The organism is Streptomyces sp. WZ-12 (assembly GCF_028898845.1).
GTDB lineage: Bacteria > Actinomycetota > Actinomycetes > Streptomycetales > Streptomycetaceae > Streptomyces.
Map to the genome: position 1 here is coordinate 8,379,898 of NZ_CP118574.1, position 19,089 is coordinate 8,398,986.

Annotated in this window: 14 protein-coding genes and 1 tRNA gene; 6 read left to right on the forward strand and 9 right to left on the reverse strand. The window is 70.0% G+C overall.

Translation table 11 applies throughout. From position 1 onward, the window contains the following. Window positions 1-561: 561 nt before the first annotated feature. Together PV796_RS36750 and PV796_RS36755 are read right to left on the reverse strand one after the other, a co-directional pair. The gene (locus PV796_RS36750) at window positions 562-795 is read right to left on the reverse strand and encodes a cold shock domain-containing protein (RefSeq protein WP_274918082.1); all 234 of its coding nucleotides are present in this window, start codon (window positions 793-795) and stop codon (window positions 562-564) included. Window positions 796-1,095: 300 nt separating this feature from the next. Further along, window positions 1,096-2,139 (reverse strand): PP2C family protein-serine/threonine phosphatase, encoded by a 1,044-nt coding sequence (locus PV796_RS36755; protein ID WP_376562243.1) that lies wholly within the window; start codon window positions 2,137-2,139, stop codon window positions 1,096-1,098. 578 nt (window positions 2,140-2,717) lie between these two features. On the opposite strand from PV796_RS36755, the gene PV796_RS36760 reads away from it, so the two are divergent. Then, window positions 2,718-3,035 (forward strand): hypothetical protein, encoded by a 318-nt coding sequence (locus PV796_RS36760; RefSeq protein ID WP_274918084.1) that lies wholly within the window; start codon window positions 2,718-2,720, stop codon window positions 3,033-3,035. A gap of 97 nt (window positions 3,036-3,132) precedes the next feature. On the opposite strand, the gene PV796_RS36765 is transcribed toward PV796_RS36760, so the two are convergent. After that, complete coding sequence (locus tag PV796_RS36765; RefSeq protein WP_274918085.1) at window positions 3,133-4,239, reverse strand: DUF5954 family protein; 1,107 nt, start codon at window positions 4,237-4,239, stop codon at window positions 3,133-3,135. A 248-nt stretch (window positions 4,240-4,487) separates the two neighbouring features. Between PV796_RS36765 and PV796_RS36770 the strand changes: the two genes are divergently transcribed. Then, window positions 4,488-5,438 (forward strand): NADP-dependent oxidoreductase, encoded by a 951-nt coding sequence (locus PV796_RS36770; protein ID WP_274918086.1) that lies wholly within the window; start codon window positions 4,488-4,490, stop codon window positions 5,436-5,438. Between the two features lie 108 nt (window positions 5,439-5,546). Here the strand turns inward: PV796_RS36770 and PV796_RS36775 are convergent. Next, a tRNA-Met gene (locus PV796_RS36775) sits at window positions 5,547-5,620 on the reverse strand. A 229-nt stretch (window positions 5,621-5,849) separates the two neighbouring features. Between PV796_RS36775 and PV796_RS36780 the strand changes: the two genes are divergently transcribed. Together PV796_RS36780 and PV796_RS36785 are read left to right on the forward strand one after the other, a co-directional pair. After that, window positions 5,850-6,062, forward strand: coding sequence for a helix-turn-helix transcriptional regulator (locus PV796_RS36780; RefSeq protein ID WP_274918087.1), 213 nt, complete (start codon window positions 5,850-5,852; stop codon window positions 6,060-6,062). Further along, window positions 6,052-6,438, forward strand: a complete 387-nt coding sequence (locus PV796_RS36785) for a hypothetical protein (protein ID WP_274918088.1) — start codon at window positions 6,052-6,054, stop codon at window positions 6,436-6,438. Before PV796_RS36780 ends, PV796_RS36785 begins: the two co-directional genes overlap by 11 nt. 58 nt (window positions 6,439-6,496) lie before the next feature. Here the strand turns inward: PV796_RS36785 and uppS are convergent, their stop codons facing one another. Then, on the reverse strand, window positions 6,497-7,393 hold the full coding sequence (gene uppS, locus PV796_RS36790; protein WP_274918089.1) for a polyprenyl diphosphate synthase: 897 nt from the start codon (window positions 7,391-7,393) through the stop codon (window positions 6,497-6,499). A gap of 108 nt (window positions 7,394-7,501) precedes the next feature. Between uppS and PV796_RS36795 the strand changes: the two genes are divergently transcribed. Then, window positions 7,502-8,440 carry a phytoene/squalene synthase family protein gene (locus tag PV796_RS36795; protein WP_274918090.1) on the forward strand — a complete coding sequence of 313 codons (939 nt, stop codon included), beginning with the start codon at window positions 7,502-7,504 and terminating at the stop codon, window positions 8,438-8,440. 193 nt (window positions 8,441-8,633) lie between these two features. Here PV796_RS36795 and PV796_RS36800 read toward each other — a convergent pair whose 3' ends face one another. The 4 genes from PV796_RS36800 to PV796_RS36815 form a co-directional block, all read right to left on the reverse strand. Beyond that, window positions 8,634-9,122 carry an LURP-one-related/scramblase family protein gene (locus PV796_RS36800; protein ID WP_274918091.1) on the reverse strand — a complete coding sequence of 163 codons (489 nt, stop codon included), beginning with the start codon at window positions 9,120-9,122 and terminating at the stop codon, window positions 8,634-8,636. Window positions 9,123-9,320: 198 nt separating this feature from the next. Next, window positions 9,321-9,998, reverse strand: a complete 678-nt coding sequence (locus tag PV796_RS36805) for a GAP family protein (RefSeq protein WP_274918092.1) — start codon at window positions 9,996-9,998, stop codon at window positions 9,321-9,323. Between the two features lie 109 nt (window positions 9,999-10,107). After that, window positions 10,108-10,848, reverse strand: a complete 741-nt coding sequence (locus PV796_RS36810) for a hypothetical protein (protein ID WP_274918093.1) — start codon at window positions 10,846-10,848, stop codon at window positions 10,108-10,110. 388 nt (window positions 10,849-11,236) lie between these two features. Next, window positions 11,237-11,398, reverse strand: coding sequence for a hypothetical protein (locus PV796_RS36815; protein ID WP_274918094.1), 162 nt, complete (start codon window positions 11,396-11,398; stop codon window positions 11,237-11,239). 115 nt (window positions 11,399-11,513) lie between these two features. Between PV796_RS36815 and PV796_RS36820 the strand changes: the two genes are divergently transcribed. Continuing rightward, a complete protein-coding gene (locus PV796_RS36820; protein ID WP_274918095.1) occupies window positions 11,514-18,998 on the forward strand; it encodes a type I polyketide synthase in 7,485 nt (2,494 codons plus the stop codon). Window positions 18,999-19,089: the final 91 nt, after the last annotated feature.

The window sequence follows — 19,089 nt, forward strand, 5'->3', positions numbered from 1 at the left end:
CGCCAGCGCGAAGAGCAACCGCCTGTCGACGGTTTCCTCGTGCACGGTCAGGCGGTACCGGTCGTCGAGCGTCTTGGGCTTGTCGATGCTCGCACGTGGTGGATCGAGGTCGGCACGTGCACAGGGTAATTCGGCTCTGCTGCGGCACCGACAGCAGGAAGCGGGCTTCCGAACCGCGGTCGGCTGCCGGCCAGGCCGCTGCCGTCGTCCAATCTCCTTCCACGCGCGGGCAGTTCACCATGCGACTCACTCGCTCAAGCGTCCGCGCAGCGCCTCGCACCAAGGTCTCGAACAGTGCCGTGGGCCTCGACGACGGGCTCGGCCGAACGCCTGGCCGGGGCGGTCGACCCATGAACGCCGCGATGGAACCCAGCGGTTCGGCCCCTGAGGGATCGAGCTGGTCCGATTCGCAGGCTGGCCCCGCCCCGGCACACGATGATGCCGAGCAGTCGCTGCTCGGCATCGGCGTGCACACCCCGGAGACTCCGGCCGGCGGATCCTCCATCAACGCGAGGTGAACGGGCATGCCCGCTCATCCTCGGAGGTCGCCGGATGCGCCGGCTACTCGTGAGGGGCGGCTCCCGACGAGCGCCGGACGATGTTCACGTACTCCGCGTGCCAGCCGTTCTCGTCCTCGACGGGCACATAGGTCACCCGCAGGCCCTCGACCACGAAGGTGCCGTCCTCGATGGCCTGGCGGTCCACCCGCACTTCACGGCCGTCATCCCCGTCGATGTACCCGGTGCCGCGGACCTGGTTGTACCACCGGACCACACCGCTGACCCTGTCGGCCATCTACCGCCTCCAACTTGGTTACTTGCGCAAGCCGTTAATTGTTGCACGTTGGGTATTCCCGGTCCCACGTGGAGGGCAATCCGATCAGATGTCTTAACTCCGCTACAGTCCCCGGCGCGTGGGCAGGGCGTCAGTGAGGTGGGCCGGTCCCGGGCAGAGGGCGGCCCCAGGCAAGCTCGGCGACACGCGGGGCATAGGCGGCGACGGTGAACATGCCATCCAGGCCGTCGAGGCGGGACGGGCCGATCTTGCCCCAGGCCCGCAGCAGGAAGTGTGCGTGCGGCCGCGACCCGGCCCGGGCTACTCCGAGGGTTCGCGCAGGCGCACGGCGAGGGCGGCGATGTCGTCGTTCAGGCGTCCTTTGTTGTAGCGGAGGAGGTCACGGTGCAGGGCCGTGAGGAGTTCGTGGGGCGAGGCCAGGGGCTGTTGGCGCATCCAGGCCGCCAGCGGGAAGAACCCGCCGTCATGGGCGCGGGCCTCGGAGACGCCGTCGGTGTAGAGGAGCAGCAGGCCACCGGCGCCGAAGTCGAAGGTGTCGATGGTGTAGTGATCGCCGATCAGCTCCGCGAGGCTGAGTGGCGGCGAGGGGCTGGTGGGTTCGAGGGCGCGGAGTCCCCCGCCGTTCAGGCGCAGTGGCGGGGGGTGTCCGCAGTTGAGGATCTCGATGCGCCCGCCTCCGTGCGGGATCTCGACGAGGAGGGCGGTGGCGAAGCGCTCCACGGGCCCGTCCAGGGGGAAGGCGGAGCTGTAACGGGTGCTGCTGGCGTCCAGCCGGCGGGCGATGCTGGCCATGTCGGCCTCGCTGTAGGCCGCTTCCCGGAAGGAGTTGACGATCGCCGCGGCCGCCCCCACCGCCGGCAGGCCCTTGCCCCGCACGTCACCGATGAGCAGTCTGACCCCGTATTGCGTGTCGGCGACCTCGTAGAAGTCCCCGCCGATGCGGGCCTCCGCCGCGGCCGCGAGATACAGCGACTCGACCTCGATGTTCCCGATCCGGCGGGGCATCGGGCTCAGCACCACCTGCTGCGCCGCGTCGGCGACGAGCCGTACCTGAAAGAGGGTCCGCTCACGTTGGAGTCGGACGTGGCTTCCGTACGCGGCCGCCACGGTGACCGCGATGATTCCCGAGGCCGTCCACCACGTTCCCAGGTCAGGGAAGACGATGCTGAGGCCGATCATGAGAAGCAGGCAGGCCGTCCCGAGCAGGACGGTGGGGAGCACCGGCCACATGGCGGCGGCGAGGGCCGGTGCCGCGGGCAGGAGGCGACTGAAGGCCGTTTCCGGGGGAGTCGTGTATGCCAGGCCGGCGATGACGCAGGTCAGGACGACCGGAGAGAGCCGCACAAGCCTCCACCGGTCGTGTTGAAGGAGCCGCGGTCGTTCAGACTCGATCATATTTCACAGGATATCTACTCAGAGCGGGCAAAGTGCTCTAGCGGATGGGAGTCGGCCGTCTGTTGTTGCCAGGCTGGCGAGGGCGTGCCGCGCCGATGACGTGGTGGGCGGGACGGGTTCGTGCCGGGCGGCCGGGGCGACGAGGAACACGGCCCCATTCCGCTCACGACTTCCGCCTCCGGGTGCGCGTTCGCCGTGGAACGAAGTGCCGGGGGACTTGGTGGCTGGGCGAGGCCCGTCTGCGGGCGCTGCCGGTTGTCCGTCGTACGGCTGGCCAGAGGGCGTGGTGTGGGCTCGGGAACGGTATGCACGTCAGTGAGGGGAGGGGGTGGTGTGTGCTGCGGCTGTCATGGGGGTGCGGAGGTCGGTGCCGGTGCCGGTTTGCCGGGGTGCCTCGTGAGGGCCGCTAGCCGCCCGGCGCGCGCTGCACAACTCCCCTCCCGGACGCGGTCGTTCACGACCACCGCCAGGAGTGACGTGCGCGCGGACCAGCGGCGAGTACCCACAGGCGGTGGGATGATGTGCCGGTGACCGCCATCCCGTCCCCGTCTCCAGCCCCGTCGCCCTCCCCGACGTCTCGCGACCGCGCGCTCCGACGCGGCGTCAACGCGCTCATTCCGCAGGCCGAATCCGGCGCCGTCCCGGCCGCGGAGCAGGCCGCGGCCGCGCTGGCGGCGCTGGAGACGGTGCCGGTCCAGGCCGGCCTGCTGCGGGCGGCCGTGGTGCTGCTGGAAGAGCGCGCCCAGGTAAGCGACGACGAGAGAGAGCGAGCAGCCGCCGGCAGCACGGCAACTCTGCTGCGCCGTGCACTCGACGGCCGCGACCGTCCCGCCCCGTCGTCCTAGGGTTTCTCCGCGCTGCCGCGCACGCTGACCGTCTGCCCGCTCGTCATCCTCGGCGACGTGGGCCGCCTGCTCCCCGTCGTTCCGGCATGCCGTCGCATCAGCCCTCGCCGCCGTCCTCGCCGCCGTCCTCGTCCTCGTACTGGATGGTGCCGTCCTCGTCGAGCGGAAGGTGAATGCGGCTGGGGGCCTGTTGGTTGACATCGGACGGACGCGGCCCTTCGGGCCCGTCAGGTCCCCAGCGCAGCAGGCGGCGGACGCGGCCGATCCGGTAGACGGTGCCCAGGACCTCCAGTTGGTTGATCCGGCCGGCGCGTAGCCGGTCGGCGGCCTCGGCGTATGCGGCCAACTCCCCGTCCGCGGTATCAGAGTTGTCGGCGACCCGGGTACGGGCGTCGACACTGGGGTCGGCTTCCATGGGGATGAGGCCGCGCCCGCGCGGTTCCCACCACGTCAGGGAGAAGTCCAGCGTCTTCCGGGCATCATGCGCACTGAGGTGCAGGCCGCTGCCCGACTTCCACCCCGTCTCGGTCCGCTCCACGATTTTGAACGTCGCGGGGAGCAGCAGGATGTCAGGGTGGGTCGCCACGGACTGCTGTGAGTCGAGGAGCACGTCGTCGGGGTACTGGGAGCCGGCGTAGGCCATGCCGCGCAGCGTCAGTCGTTCCGCCGCCTGGGCCGGGGTGACCGGCGCGTCCGGATCCAGGACGAAACCCTCATCGATCTTCCCGCTCCTGGAGCCACGTTCCCAGTTGGGGGTGACCGGCTCCGGATCGGTGGGGCGCGGCTGCTCGATGCCGTCCGGGCCCACGCCGACGTACTCCTCGGCACGCACGATCCGGTAGCGGGTGCCGAGCACGGTGAGTTCGTCGACGGGCTCGCTCTCCAACCGGGCGACCGCCGCCAGTAGCGCACGACGCTCCGCTCTGTCCTGCGCCTCGTCCTTCGCGCGGAACCACAGCAGCGAATTCAAGTTGTCACGGGCCATCTGCGGACAGCCCGTTGACACCGGAACCACCACCCGCCACCGCTGTTCGTCGTCCGCATCCTGCGCGGCCACACCGAACAGCGGCCCGCGGACCGCCACCTCGCCAACCTGAGCCGCGGCGTCAACTGCGTCGGCCTCCACGGCGGCTTCGACCGGTTCCACCGGAACTCGCACCACCATCGGTCGTACCCCGCCCGGCCGCACATCCCCATGGTCCATGCCCTCATCCTGCCGAACACGGCGCGCTCCTGACGGAGATTCCTCCCAATTCCTGCGTTCCGCACGCGGGATCCGCGTCGCAGGTGTACGAGGCGAGGTCGACACCAGCAGCCGGCATCGCTGCCGGTGGTGTTCTTGGGAATACGGATCGGCGCCTGATTCTTGAAGGCGGTGGCACGGTCGACGTCGCCTCTTTGGCGTGCGGCCGGTCAAGTCCTGTCCGAACGAGGAAGTGCGGTGATCACGCAATGCGGGCGGTGCGGTTTCACGAGTACGGCGGGATCGACGTGCTGCGGGTGGAGGAGGTGGAGCGGCCGGTGCCCGGTCCTGGGCAGGTGCTGGTCGAGGTCCGTGCGGCCGGGATCCAGCCCGGCGAGGCGCATATCCGCACGGGTGGGCTGCACGAACGCTGGCCGGCGGCGTTTCCCTCCGGGCAGGGTAGCGACCTGGCGGGCGTCGTGGTGGAGGTCGGCCCACATGTCCGGGGCTTCGCGGTGGGTGAGGAGGTCTTGGGCTTCACCCACAGGCGGGCAAGTCACGCGCAGTTCGTCGTGGTTGACGACGTGAATCTGGTCTCCCGTCCGACGGGGTTGGCCTGGGACGTGGCCGGGTCGTTGTACGTGGCCGGCACGACCGCGTACGCCACCGTGTTCGCGGTGGACCCCGGCCCGGAGGACACGGTCGTCGTCTCCGGTGCGGCGGGCGGCGTCGGGTCGCTTGCCGTGCAGCTCGCGCGGCGGCGCGGTGCCACGGTGATCGGGCTGGCGAGCGAGCCGCACCACGCCTGGTTGACGGAGCACGGTGTCCTCCCGGTCGAGTACGGGCCGGGCGTGGCCGAGCGGATCCGGCAGGCGTCCGACGGCCGTGTTGATGCGTTCATCGACACCTTTGGCGACGGATACGTCGCACTGGCAGTGGAGTTGGGTGTGCGGCCCGAGCGAATCAACACGATCCGCGACTGGCAGACCGCGGCCAAGGTTGGTGCGCGGACCTACGGAGAAGGTGCGGCCGCGAGTGCGGTGGTGCTCGGGGAGCTGGCCCGGCTTGCCGCGTGCGGGCAGTTGGAGGTGCCGATTGCCCGTACCTATCCGCTGGAACAGGTGCGAGACGCCTTCCGCGAGCTGGAGCAGCGGCACACCCACGGCAAGATCGTGCTCCGGCCCCAGGGCGCTTCTGCCGTCATCCATCCGGCGATCTGACACGGACGGTCCGGCGAAAGTGGCCCAGCCGGCAACGGTGCGCGGGGCCGGTGCAGTTCCGAACGCGGTGAAGGCCCGGTGGGATACCACCGGGCCTTCACGCTTGAGTAGCGGGGACAGGATTTGAACCTGCGACCTCTGGGTTATGAGCCCAGCGAGCTACCGAGCTGCTCCACCCCGCGACGGCACGATGAACTGTACGGCACGGGGCGCGATCAATCGAATCGGCGTCGGGGCGGCGTGAGGGGCAGGGGCAGGGTGGCGTGATGAGCGCCGAGGAGTCGTCCGCGGTGAGACGAGTCCGGGCATCCGTGTGATGCGGCAACTCCGCCATGTTGCCGGCGTAGGAGCCGCGTTCGCCCTGTAAAGCGGGCTTGACACGTGTCGAGGGGTGACAAGTACGCTTTACATGTGCGGAACAGTGTCAGGAAACTGCGGTCGTTGCGGGGGCTTTCCCAGGGGCAGCTGGGCACGGCCCTCGGAGTCTCACGGCAGACGATCAATGCCATCGAGACCGAGCGGTACACGCCCTCCCTGCCGCTCGCCCTGTCCATGGCCAAGTTCTTCGAGGTCAGCGTTGAGGAGATGTTTCATGCCAATGAGAGCCCAGCAGATGAGCAGTAGCGCGGCCAGGCGGTCCGTCCCCGGTTTCTTCCTCGCCGTCGGGGCCGCCTGCCTCGTGGCCGCGATCTCCGGCGGCCACCTCGTTCGTGGCCTGGTGGTGTTCGGGATCCTGGCGGCCTGCAGCCTTGTCTTAACGCTGGTGGGGCGCCGGAGCGAGACCTATCAGGGCGTCACGGAGAAGGAGCCCGATGAACGCTTCGCTCGGATCGGCGGGCTGGCCTGGGCCGGCACGGGCATCGTGCTGACCGTGGGCAATCTCTGTGCGTTCATCGGTGAGTTGGCGTCTGGGAGAAGCGGCGATCCGTACTTCTGGTTCGTGGCCACCGCCGCCCTCTCTTACATCGGGTTGGTCGCCTTCTTGTCTCGGCGTACCTGAGAAGCCGTCGCCTCCAACGGCTCGTCACCTCGCACGTCCGACCAGGCGGTCGGACAGGTCACAGCCGTGCTGTGGGGCGGGTGTCGAGTTGGGACTTGGCGTACCGAGCCGTGTCGTACAAGCCGGTCAACAGGTGCCCACCGAGCCGAGTGGCGATGCCGCCGGGCAGGCTCAGGACGTTGGAGAGGGAGGGCAGCGCCGCCACGAGGCTCGTCGGTGGCTGTGGTTGGGGGGAACGGGAGCGGGGGATCGAGCCGGTGACGCCGCCGAATCGGCGCTGTCGCTGGGCGTAGACGTCGAGTGCCTGCCGGAAGTGCTCGGCGCGGAAGTCGGGCCAGAGCACCTCGGGGAAGGTGAACTCGGCATAGGCACACCGCCACAGCGCGAAGTTGGACAACCGGTGTTCGCCGGAGGTGCGGATGACGAGGTCCACATCCGGTGTGTCGGGACTCGGCAGGTGCTGGGCGAATCTCTCCTCCGTCACCTCCTCGGGCGGGACCTGTTTCTCGATGAGCGTGCGCGCCGCGCGCACGATCTCGCTGCGGCCGCCGTGGTTTAAGGCCACCGTGAGCGTCATCTTGTCGTTGTCCTGCGTCAACTGCTCGGCGTACTGGAGCTCTTGGCGCAGGCTCTCGGGAATCCGGGGGGACGTCTCGCCCAGGCTACGGAACCGGATGCCGGCGCGGTGCCACTCGTGGACCTTGTTGCGCAGGTACTGGTAGCCGATGTCCATGAGGGAGGAGACTTCCTCTTCCGGGCGTGACCAGTTCTCGGTGGAGAACGCGAACAGGGTCAGCCAGGGGATCTCTTCCTCCAGGGCCGTTTTGATCACCGCGTCGATGGCCTTCTCGGCGGCCTTGTGGCCGAGCGCGCGCGGCAGCCCCCGCTGCTGCGCCCACCGGCCGTTGCCGTCCATGATGCACGCGACGTGCCGTGCCGCGGCGTGTGTCCCCATCCATCCTCCTCATGTGCGTTGCATGCGTTTGCGTCGGTTTGGATAGTTGTTACCCGGGTGAGGGCGGTGTCATCCGCCGGATCGAACCGAGGAGGGAGAACGTCAACGATGGTGCTCTGGAGCCGCACTCTGCATGCCGGCGGTGTCGAGGACGAACCGCTGCGCGCGGACTACACCGCCGTCGCGCAGTACGTGGCCCGGGTGGAACCGCTCTCCTATCCAGCGATGCGTACGGTCCTGCCTCCCGCCTGGCAGCCCCACGTGCTCGCCGCTCTGGCCTTCGCCAAACACACCGACGACCTGGCCGACCTTCCACCGGCCCACCGCCACGGCGGTCGTTTCCACGCCTGGGCGGAAGCAGTCGCGCACGGGCTGACGACGGGATCCTCCCCATACGCGTTGGTGCGCGCGTTTCTGCACACCGTCGCCGTCAACGGCGTCCCCCACGCCCAGATCCACGACTATCTAGCGGGCCAGGCCGGAAACCTCTCCTTCACCGGGTACGCCACCGACGAGGACTACTACCGCTGCCTCCACAGCGTCACCGTGCCCTACCTCGCCCTCCCCTGCATCTCCCGCCGCCCCGGCGCCGCGAACCGGATCAACCACTCCCTGCTGCGAATCGTGGCCGACGCCGCCCAACGCGTCGACGACCTCGCTGATTTCGCCGCGGATCTGCGCCTCGGCCAACTCCACTTCCCACAGACCACGTTGACGCGCTTCGGCATCACCCGCGCCGACCTGGAATCCGGACGTCAAACCCCGGCCGTGCGCGCCTTCGTCGCGCACGCATGTCAACAGGCCCGCACGGTCATGGACATCGCCCAGGATGCGCTCCGCCGCGCCGACGCGGAGGAACAGCTCCTGCTCCGCCCGCCGTTGGTCGCCAAACAGCATCTGCTCGGCGGCATCGAACGACAGGGCGCGGACATCATCCGGCGCACCGTCGCGCTCAACATCCTGCCCGCCCCGACGGAACTGCTGGACGGGGCGCTGCGCACACTCCGTGCCCGCGTGCGCGTTGCCACCCTGCGCGCCCGCTCGTAGAGGCGCTCGCGGAAGTCAGCCAGGACTCTGCGCGCGAAGCGGGATCGTCCGGCTCCAGGACCACAGCGTGGGTGAACTCGACGCGGCAGCGCACCGCCTCGGCGGCTCGCCCGCGCGCGATCTGCACGGCTGGGAAAGGGGCTTGCTCACCATGTCGCGGTCCCCGAGAGGGGCAAGCGCAGGGTTTGGCGGGTTACTCGTCCTTGAGGTCCTGGAGGGTGTGGTCGACGCACACCGCCAGGATGACCAGCAGCGTGTCGTCCTGCGGGCCCATCACGTCGACGGCGTAGGCGTCCCGGATGCTGAACCAGCGCCGGGAAATATGCGCCAGGGTGGTGCCGTCGTGCTGGATGTCGAACTCCCGGTCCCAGAAGTTCCCGACTATCCGCAGCCGCCGCCCGTCTCGCAGGCTGACCTTGAACCGGTCCCCGAAGAGGCTGAACGTCCGCTTGCTGATCCAGCCCACCACCTCATCGTTCTGTTTGATCAGGATGGTGTGGTGGAAGGTGAGCGCCTTCTTGACGATGCTGGCGATCTGGTAGCCCTGGGTGTCCACGAAGTCGAAGGTGGTCCGCAGGCGCAGCAGCTTCCTGTTGACCTTGTACAGCTTCTCCCGGTGCTCGGTTTCGATCCAGGCTTCCTCGTGGAAGGCCAGCATGCGATCGCGTACCAGGTAACGCATGGAAATTCCCCGTCCAGATCGTTCGCGTCAGGCCAGCCGGTGGCCCCGTGCTGGCCCAGAGCGTAGCGAGGATCTGAATCCGAAGAGACGCCACCCCACGCGGCCGACCCCGCCGAGCAGTTGCCCCTCTGCCTGCGCCGTCCATACCGCTCGCTGCCGCCTCCCGCCGCCTCGTACGGGGGCTGCTCGTCGGCGCGCTCAGGAGGCGAGGATGCCGATGCCGTCGCCGAGCAGTTTGAGGCCGAGGACGAAGAAGAGGACGGCCATTACGGCGGCGTTGTGCTGTGCGGCCCAGGTTCGCCAGTTGCCGAGGAGGCGTTGGGCCCGTTGTCCCGTGAAGAGGTAGACGGCCAGGGGTGCCAGGATGCCGAGGGAGGCGATGAGCACGAAGAGGGCGAGTGTCGCGGCCTGTTGGGGCACGGGGAGTCCGGTCGAGCTGATCGATGCGCCGGCGGCGAGGGTGAGGGGGGCGTTCTTGGCGTTGGCCGCCGACAGTGCCACGCCGAGTCCGAGGATCTTGGGCGGGGTGAAGCGGTCGATCGCGGCCAGCCATTTCGGGAGTTGTGCCTGGGAGGGGTCGGTGGGGCGGTGGCGCCATTGTCGGGCGCCGAGGAGGGTCAGTAGCAGGCCGAGGGTGAGTTTGAGGGCTCCTACCCAGGTGGTGGGCTGCTTGTGGCTGGAGGCGCCGCCGGAGCCGCCCACGGCCAGCATGATCGCTCCCAGTGCCGCCAGTCCCAGGAGCCAGCCGAGGGCGAAGAGAACGCCGTTGAGACGTCCACGGGGGGTGGCCAGGATGAGAATGATCGCCACGATGGGCAGCGGGCTGACCGCGACGCCGGCGGCCAGGCCGAGTACGTCGCCCACGGCGTGTCCCACGATGCCCTCCTGGCAGATGGTCCAGGGCCTCAGGAGGCAGTGGCCGTCAATGAGGCATTTCAGAAACTACTCGACGCGGCGGGCCGAACCACCGGGCACGGGCAGTGCGTCAGCCCGGTGGCGTCTGCCCCGAGAGCACCTTCTGGAGGCGTTGCCCGCCGCTCTGGATGGCCTGCTGGGTAGCCGCGTGCCCGGCACCGCCGAGCCCGCCGTTGGTCACGGAGATGACGTTGGGCCCGATCCGGGCGGCAGCCGCTTCGAGCGCCAGGGTGGTCTTGAGGCCCTGCACGGTGGTGACCATGGACAGTCGTACGCCGAACCGGTCGTCGCCGGCCTTGGGGAGCGAGGTCTGGACGACCTGTGCGATCACCTTGTTCCCCGATCCGTCCACGGCGGTGAACCCGTCGCAGACGTTCGGCAGGGTCCTCAGCCACGCCATGCCCTTGTCGGCGTCTGCCCGGGAATACGACGCCACCTGGTACGTCATCCTGGCGTTCCTGGAGGGTTCGGTGAAGGCTTCGCCGGCCTTGGCCGTGGGCGTGACCCCCATGAGGTTGCCCGACCTCAACCGGTCGAGGAGCGTCTGGCAGTTGGGCTTGTTGGCCTTGCTCTGCAGCAGGGTGTCCTGGCGGCCGGTGCCGCCGCCGCTGGCCGGGTTCCACTGGGCGCCCAGCGCAGAAGGGCTGATCAGGGCCGCTTGGGCCTGACTCCCGGTGAGCTTTCCCGGCGGCGATGTCGACTTCGTCGCCGAACCTGACGAGCCGCCACCCGAGCAGGCCGCCGTGGTCATCAGGATGCCTGCGGCCAGCACGGTGGCCGCACAACGAGGCAGGCTGGGCGATCGGTCCATCACGGTCCTCCCGGGTGAGCGAGACATCTCCGACATCACCACCCACCGATCCAGCCCGCAACCACACCAAGGCGCGCGGGTGGCGGCGCTGGCACCGCGCTGCGCGGCGAAGGGCGCGCCGCGACTCCCGGAGGCGGATGCCAGGCGCGGTGGTGTGGCCGGGGGCCGTGCGGCGTTGCGGCCCTGGCTGCTTGGGTCCGGCGGCTGGGAGCGTGTCGTTGGCCGAGGCGGCAGCCTCAACCGCATCACCGACATCGCCCAATCCCTCCCCGTCCTCCACGCCACACCACCATCTGAAGCGGGGAAAGCCCCATTCCTCACGATTGCCTCAACTGGGTGGTAGCCCCACAAGGGGGATTTTGTTTCCGGTTCCGACTGTCCGACCGCCTCACTTGATGGAGACCCGGCCCAGGTCAGCGAGTTGACGCGGCGCCATGAGCGGGGTGCCACGGGCGTGCGGTGCGGAATTCCCGCCCTCGTTCTGCGCCCGGGCTTCTTGGCACAGTGAAGCGTCGGCGTTACTGGACAGCGGCCACGACCGGTCGCGCATGTCTCCGTGTCCGTCTCCAAGCGAGCGCTTGTCACAAGGAACCGGAAGGGGCGGCCGACCCCTCAGAGCTGCTGGCATTCCTGATCCGTGTCCCGGCGCAACGTGAGGAATGCTGATGAGCGTCCACAACGCCCCTGGCAGGTATCAACCGATCGCCGTTGTAGGAGCCGCATGTCGACTGCCCGGTGACATCGTCGATTTGGACGGATTGTGGCGGGTGTTGGAGGAGGGGCGGGACCTCATTGGTGAAGCGCCCGCGGCGCGGTTCGATCCCAGCCGGTTCATCGACACGAGCATGCCGCGCACGGGGAAGAGCTACACCGCCGCGGGTGGATTCCTCTCCGATATCGCTTCTTTCGACGCCGAATACTTCGGCATCACGCCGAAAGAGGCGGCGCAGGTGGACCCCCAGCACCGACTGTTGTTGGAGTTGGCCGCGGAAGCGCTGGACAACGCGGCGATCGCCCCGCGCGTACTGGCGGGTTCCCACACAGCGGTCTACGTCGGCATCTGCGATGCCTCTTACGGTGGGCTGCAACTGATGAGGCCCCGCTCGGCCAACGCCTACACCATGGCGGGAGCCTCCTCCTCGTTGGCGGCGAACCGGCTCTCGCACTGCCTTGACCTGCGGGGCCCCAGCATGGCGATCGACACGGCCTGCTCGTCCTCGCTGGTGGCGTTGGACCACGCGTGCCGCACGCTGTGGGACGGCACCAGCCGCACGGTACTGGCCGCGGGGGCCAACGTGCTGCTCAGCCCGTATCACTTCGTGGGGTTCTCACAGGCGTCCATGCTCTCGAAGCGGGGCAGGTGTGCGGCATTCTCCGCCGAGGCGGATGGTTTCGTCCGGGCCGAGGGCGGCGGACTCGTCGTCCTGAAGAGGCTGGAGGACGCGCAGGCCGACGGCGATCGGGTGCTCGGCCTCATCCTCGGCAGCGGTACGAACAGTGACGGCCGCACCGCGGGCGTGTCGCTCCCCAACACCGATGCGCAGGAAGCCCTGTTGTGTGCGGTGTACGAGCAAGCGGGCGTCAGCCCGGATGAGTTGGTGTATCTGGAGGCGCACGGCACCGGCACCTTGGTCGGCGATCCGGCCGAGTGCCACGCCATCGGCCGTGCGTTGGGCTGCCGTCGGCAGGTGGGGGTGTTGCCGATCGGATCGGTGAAGTCGAACGTCGGCCACCTGGAACCCGCCTCGGGAATCGCCGGGCTGCTCAAGGCACTTCTGGTGCTGCGCCACGGCATCGCCCCGGCTACGCTGCACAGCGAACCGGCGAACCCGGACATCGACTTCGCCGGCCTGAACCTCGCCCCGGTGGTCAACCCCCTGCCCCTGTCGGACGCCGCGCGACCGGTCGTGGGGGTCAACTCCTTCGGCTTCGGCGGCTCCAACGCCCATGTCATCGTCGGCGCCGCCCGGGAGGTACCGCGCACCGCGGCGCCGGCCATGGACGTGGCCCGCCCGGTACTGGTGTCGGCACGGACCCCGCAGGCCCTCCACCAGGCAGTGACCCGGATGTCCGAACGGCTCGCGCGGACCGAGCCCGACCAGTTCTACGACCTCGCCTACACCACGACCATGCGACGCGGTGCGCACCGGCACCGGGCGGTGGTGATCGAGACCGGGCCGAGGGAGGCGGCCGCCCGACTGGCGGCGACCTTTCCGGGTGGGGGAGAGCCGCGGGAGGAGGCCGCGGAAGAGACCGGGGCGAGTGGCGGGACGGTCGGAGAGGCGACGGAGCACGGCCGGGTGGCGTTCGCCTTCTCCGGCAACGGATCGCAGTGGGCGGGCATGGGAGCCGACCTTCTGGAGGGTGGCGGGCCCTTCGCCGCTGCCCTCGCCGCGGTGGACGCGGCGCTGATGCCGTGCCTGGGATGGTCGGTGGCTGAGAAACTGGGCACGGTCACCGAAGCCGAGTTGGTGGCGACCGAGATCGCCCAACCACTGCTGTTCGCCGTGCAGCTCGGTGTGACGGCCGTGCTGCGTGACCGCGGCATCACGCCGTCCGCCGTGATCGGCCACAGCGTGGGCGAGGTCGCCGCCGCCCACGTGGCCGGGGCGCTGAGCCTCCAACAAGCGGCACGGGTCATCGCGGAGCGCTCCCGGGCACAGGCGGCGACCGCCGGCTGCGGTCGGATGGCGGCCCTCGCCCTGCCTCGGGACGAGGCCACAGCAGCCCTCGCCGGCTACCCGGGGCTGGCGGTGGCGGCGGTGAACTCGGACCGCGATGTCTCCGTCTCGGGGCCCGAGCCCCAACTACTGGGCCTGGCCGCCGATATGAGCGCGCGGGCCGTCCCCTGCACCGTGCTGGAGCTGGACTACGCCTTCCACAGCGCCGCCATGGATGTCCTGCGCGAACCGCTGCTGCGGTCGCTGGACGACCTGGCGCCCTCGGCGACCGACCTCCCGCTGTTCTCCACGGTGACGGCACGGCGGATCGACGGCACCGAGCTGGACGCCGCCTACTGGTGGCGCAACGTCCGCGAGCCGGTGCAGTTCGGCCCCGCGATCGAGGCCGCAATGGATCACGGTGCGGACGTCTTCCTGGAGATCGGACCCCATCCCGTCCTGCAGACCTACCTGCGCCGCAGCACCGGTCGTAGGCGCGCCGGCGCTGTGGCCGTCGTGCCCACGCTGCGGCGCGCGACAGGGGGTGACCAGGCAGTGCGTAGGGCAGTTGAGGCGGCGATGGTCGCCGGAGCCGACCTCGACTGGACGCCGTACTTCCCGTACCGGGGCCGGGTGGTGGACCTCCCCGCCTACCCCTGGCAGCGCGAACGCCACTGGAGCGGCTCCCCGCACGGCTGGGTGTGCAGCAGTGGCAACGGCCAGGTGGAGCACCCGCTGTTGGGGGAGCGGATGCCCGGCCCGCATCCGTTGTGGCACGGCGCCGTCGAACCGGCGCTGCTGCCGTGGCTGGCCGACCACCGGTTGGCAGGGTCGGTCGTGGTGCCCGCCACGGCCTATGTGGAGATGATCCTGGCCGCGGGGGAGCGGGCGCTCGGGTCGGCGGCGGAGTTGGACCGCATGAACATCAGCAGCCCGCTGACCATCCCCTGGGCGGAAGCCTCCGGCATCCAGACCCAGCTCGCGTTCAACCCGGATGACGCCGTGGTGACCATCACCAGCATCGACGGGGACGCCGGTGAGTCGCGGCAGCATGTGCGCGCACGAGTCCGGCAACGCATCGGCAACGCCCCCGGCCCCCTGGATCCGGCCGACCTCCGGGCCCGCTGCACGCGCCACATCGCGGCCGCCGACCAGTACGGGGCCCTGGCGGAGCGGGGGCTGGTATACGGACCGACGTTCCAGGTGCTGACCGAGCTGCACGTGGGGGCGGGCGAGGTGCTGGCCGCCTACCAACACCCGGATGCCAAGGGCGAGTTCACGGTCCATCCCGCACTGCTCGACGGTGCGTTGCAGGCCGGTGCGCCGCTGTTGGAGGGGTTGATGGCCGGCGGCGACGTCTACCTGCCCTCGGCCTTCGAAGCGGTGCGTGTCTGGCGTTCGCCCACCGCCGAGGGGCTGGTACACGTGCGCGAGCGGTCCGGCACCCGGACCGAAGTGTGCTGGGACATCACCGTCACCGACGAGGACGGCGCCGTCACCGTCGAGATGACGGGCTGCCGCCTGCGCCGCCTGGTCAACCCCGCACAGGCACCCGTGACCCGGCACCACACCGTGCTCCGCGCCGCCCCGCATCCCGACACCCCGGCAGGGGAGAGCCCCTTGCCCACCTCCCGGGCGATCGCCGCCGCCTGCGGGGAGCGGATCGCCGAACTGCGCCGGGCCTGGTGGCCGTTGAGGTACCCCGAAGCAGTCGACTTGTGCCAGGCGTACTTCGCGGCATGCATCGCGGCGGCCCTGGAGCGTCTCCTGCCCGAACCGTCCCACCCCTTCACCCTGACGGCACTGGTCGAGGCGGGGATGCTGGCGAAGCACATCCCCTTGCTGGAGACCGAACTGCCGGTACTGGAACGGCACGGCTTCGTCACCCGCGTAGCCCCTGACCAATGGTTGCTCGCGCCCGCCGAACGCCGCTCACCGGACCTGTACCGCAGGTATTTGTTGGAGTTCCCCGCCTCCGTCAACGAGGTAGCGCTCCTGGTGCGCAACGGTGTGCGGATCCTCTCTCTGCTCCGCGGGGAATGCGACCCCCTGGAGACCATGACCGACGAGGGGGCGGGCCACACCCTGGAGCTGTTCTTCGACGTCGCGCCGTTCAACCGCTTCCACCACCGGATCGCACAGGCGCTGGTCGACGAGATGGTGCGGCGCTGGCCGGGGGACCGGCCACTGCGCGTCCTCGAAGTCGGTGCCGGCACCGGTGGACTGGCCAGCGCCCTGCTGCCCGTCCTGCCGGCCGACCGGGCCGTGTACGTCTACACGGACGTGTCCGCGTTCTTCCTGTCGCGCGCCCAACAACGCTTCGCGCGCTACGACTTCGTGCGGTACCGCACCTTCGACCTCGACGGAGATCCGGCCGAACAGGGCCTGGCAGAAGGCGAGTTCGATCTCGTGGTGGCCTCCAACGCCCTGCACACCTGCAAGGATCTCGCCGCGACCCTGCAACGGATCGCCCGTCTCCTGGCTCCGGGTGGACATCTTCTGAGCTTTGAGAACCACAGCATCGAGTGGCTGGCCCCCTGGTTCGGGGTCCTGGACGGTCTCTGGCACCAGCACACCGACCGTGAACTGCGCCCGCACTCGGCCCTGCTGTCCGCGGAGGACTGGCTGCCGTTGTTGGGGCGGTGCGGCTTCACCGACCTCGCCCAGCTCGGGGACGACCGCGCGTCGGACCTCGTCGCCTCCGTCGTACTGGCCACCGCTCGCCCAAGGTCCCGCGTATCGTCCCCTGCCCTTCCCGCCGGCACAGGAACCGCGGCCTACGTCATCGCCCCGGAAACGCCGGCCGAGGCGCCGTTCGCCGACTCCGTGGCGGAGTTGCTCGCGGCGTCGGGACGGCATGCGGTGCACCGGGCCCGGGCCGATGCGGACGTAGCGGAGTGGCGTCCCGGCGGCGGTGAGCCGGCCGAGGAACGCCACCTGGTGCTGGTCCTGGCCGACGCCACACCCCGTGACGTCGACGGACTGACCGAGCGCGCCGCGCAACGCGCCACCCTACTGGGCGAGTTGGCGCGGAACGGTGCGGAGCATGGTCCGCACGGTGGCGCCTCGCTGTGGCTGGTGGCTCGTCCCAGCGGCGTCCTCCCCGCGCCCGAGTGTGTCCAGGCACCCGCCGACGCGGCCGCCTGGGGCATCGCCCGCACGTTGGACAACGAGTACCCGGATCTGACCGTCCGCCGGATCAGCCTCGACCGGTCCGGCACGGTGATCGACGACGCGCAGCGCCTGGCACGCGAACTCCTCGCGCCCTCGGAGGAGAACGAGATCCTGCTCACCCGCGGGGGACGCTTCGTCCCCCGCGAGACTCCGCTCCCCGCCCCGCCCGCCGGCGCTGCGGCCGCCCACACTCTGGACGTCCACAGTCCCGGTCTCTCCTACACCCTTGGCTGGAAGGCGGTTGAGCTGCGGAAGCCGGGCGACGGCGAGGTCACGGTCGCCGTGCGGGCCGCCGCACTGAACTACCGGGACGTCATGTCCGTGACCGGACTGCTGCCATCCGAACTCAGCGAAGGAACCCTGTACACGGCACCCGGCATCGAATACGCCGGCGTCGTCACCGCCGTGGGGCCCGGCGTCCGCACGCCGGCCGTCGGCGACCGCGTCTTCGGCCTCGCCAGCGCGGCACTCGCCTCACACGTGACCGCCCCGGTCGAGGGGTTGTGGCCGGTCCCCGACGGCATGGGTTTCGAGGCCGCGGCGACGCTTCCGGTGGCCTTCGCAACCGTTCACTACAGCCTGGAGCACCTGGCCAGGCTCCGAGCCGGCGAGACCGTCCTGATCCACGGTGGCGCCGGCGGAGTCGGGCTGGCCGTACTCCAATTCGCCTGCCTGCGCGGCGCCCACGTCATCGCCACCGCGGGCAGCGCGACCAAACGCGATCTGCTGCGCTCGCTCGGTGTCGCGCACGTGTTGGACTCCCGCACCCTCGACTTCGCCGAAGAGGTCAAGCGCCTCACCGGCGGGCACGGCGTCGACGTCGTGATCAACTCCCTCGCCGGTGAGGCCATCGGCCGCAGCCTCGAACTGCTGCGACCCGGCGGCCGGTTCGTCGAACTGGGCAAGCGCGACATCTACGAGAACAAACCGCTCTCCCTCGCGCCGTTCCACCACAACCTCGCCTTCTTCGGCGTCGACCTGCTCGCCCTGATGCACAGCCCCGACCAGGCGCTCGCCGTGATCGAGGAGGTCGGCGAACGCGTGCGCAGCGGTGCCTACCGGCCGCTGCCGCACACCGTCTTCCCCGCGGCCCGCGTGCGCGAGGCGTTCGAGCTGATGCAGCACTCCCGGCACATCGGCAAGGTCGTGGTCGCCTTCGACCCCCTGGACGAACCCCCCGCCGTCGAGGCCGACGCCGGTCGCCCCGCCCTGGACCCGCAGGGCACCTACCTGGTGACCGGTGGGCTCAGCGGTTTCGGGGCGGCCACCGCGCACTGGCTCGCCGAGCGGGGAGCCCGCCACCTCGCCCTCGTGAGCCGGCGGGGTACGGCCGCGCCTGAAGCGCCCGCTCTCCTCGACGCGTTGGCCGGCCGCGGAATCCAGGTCACCGCGCATGCGGCCGACTGCACCGATGCGGCGCGCATGTCCGCCCTGCTCGACGGCATCGACGCCGGTGGGCATCCGCTGCGCGGCGTGGTGCACTGCGCCATGCACCTCGACGACGCGCCCCTGAGCGAACTGTCCCCGGAACGCATCGCCGCCGTACTGGCCCCCAAGGCGGGCGGCGCGCTGGTGGTGGACCAACTCACCCGCGACCGGCGGCTCGACCTGTTCCTCCTGATCTCCTCGGTCTCCGCGTGCCTCGGAAACCTGCACCAGGCCCCCTACATCGCGGGCAACCTCTTCGCCGAAGCCCTGGTACGTCAGCGGCGCGCAGCCGGGCTCCCGGCCCAGGCCATTGCCTGGGGAGCGCTCGGCGACACCGGATACGTCGTCCGCAACGACCTGACCGCCCAACTCTCCGCCGCCGGCCTGGAACCCCTCCGACTCCGCGACGCGTTCGCCGCGGTCGACGATCTGCTCACCCGCGGCACCCCGGTGGCCGGCGTGGGCCGCTACAACTGGGGCAAGGCCCGCAGTCTCCTCCGCGCCCTCAACACCCCGCGCCACACCCTGCTGTTGCCCGAGTACAGCGAGACGGGCCTCGCGTCCCGTGAGGAGATGTTCGCCGCACTGGCCGCCCTGCCTCCAGAGGAGGCGCGCGTCGCGCTGCAGAAGACCATCACCCAACTGCTGGCCAAGGTCGTGCAGATGGACCCGGCCGGCCTCGACCCCCACCGCAGGCTGGACGAGTACGGTATCGACTCCCTCATGGCCACCGAACTCCTGACATCGATGCGCCACCAATTCGACGTCGACATCCCGCCGATGGAGCTTCTGCGCAGCAATCGCACCATCGACGGCCTCACCACACTGCTCCACCTGCGTCTGGGACTACGCAGCGACCAGCCCTCAGTTGCCGAGCCGCGACCGTAACCACCGACCTCCCCGCCCAGCAGTCCGCACCTGCTGCCCCGCCGTGTTGCATGCCGACCACTGAACACCCCGGCAGGGCCACCGGAAAGCC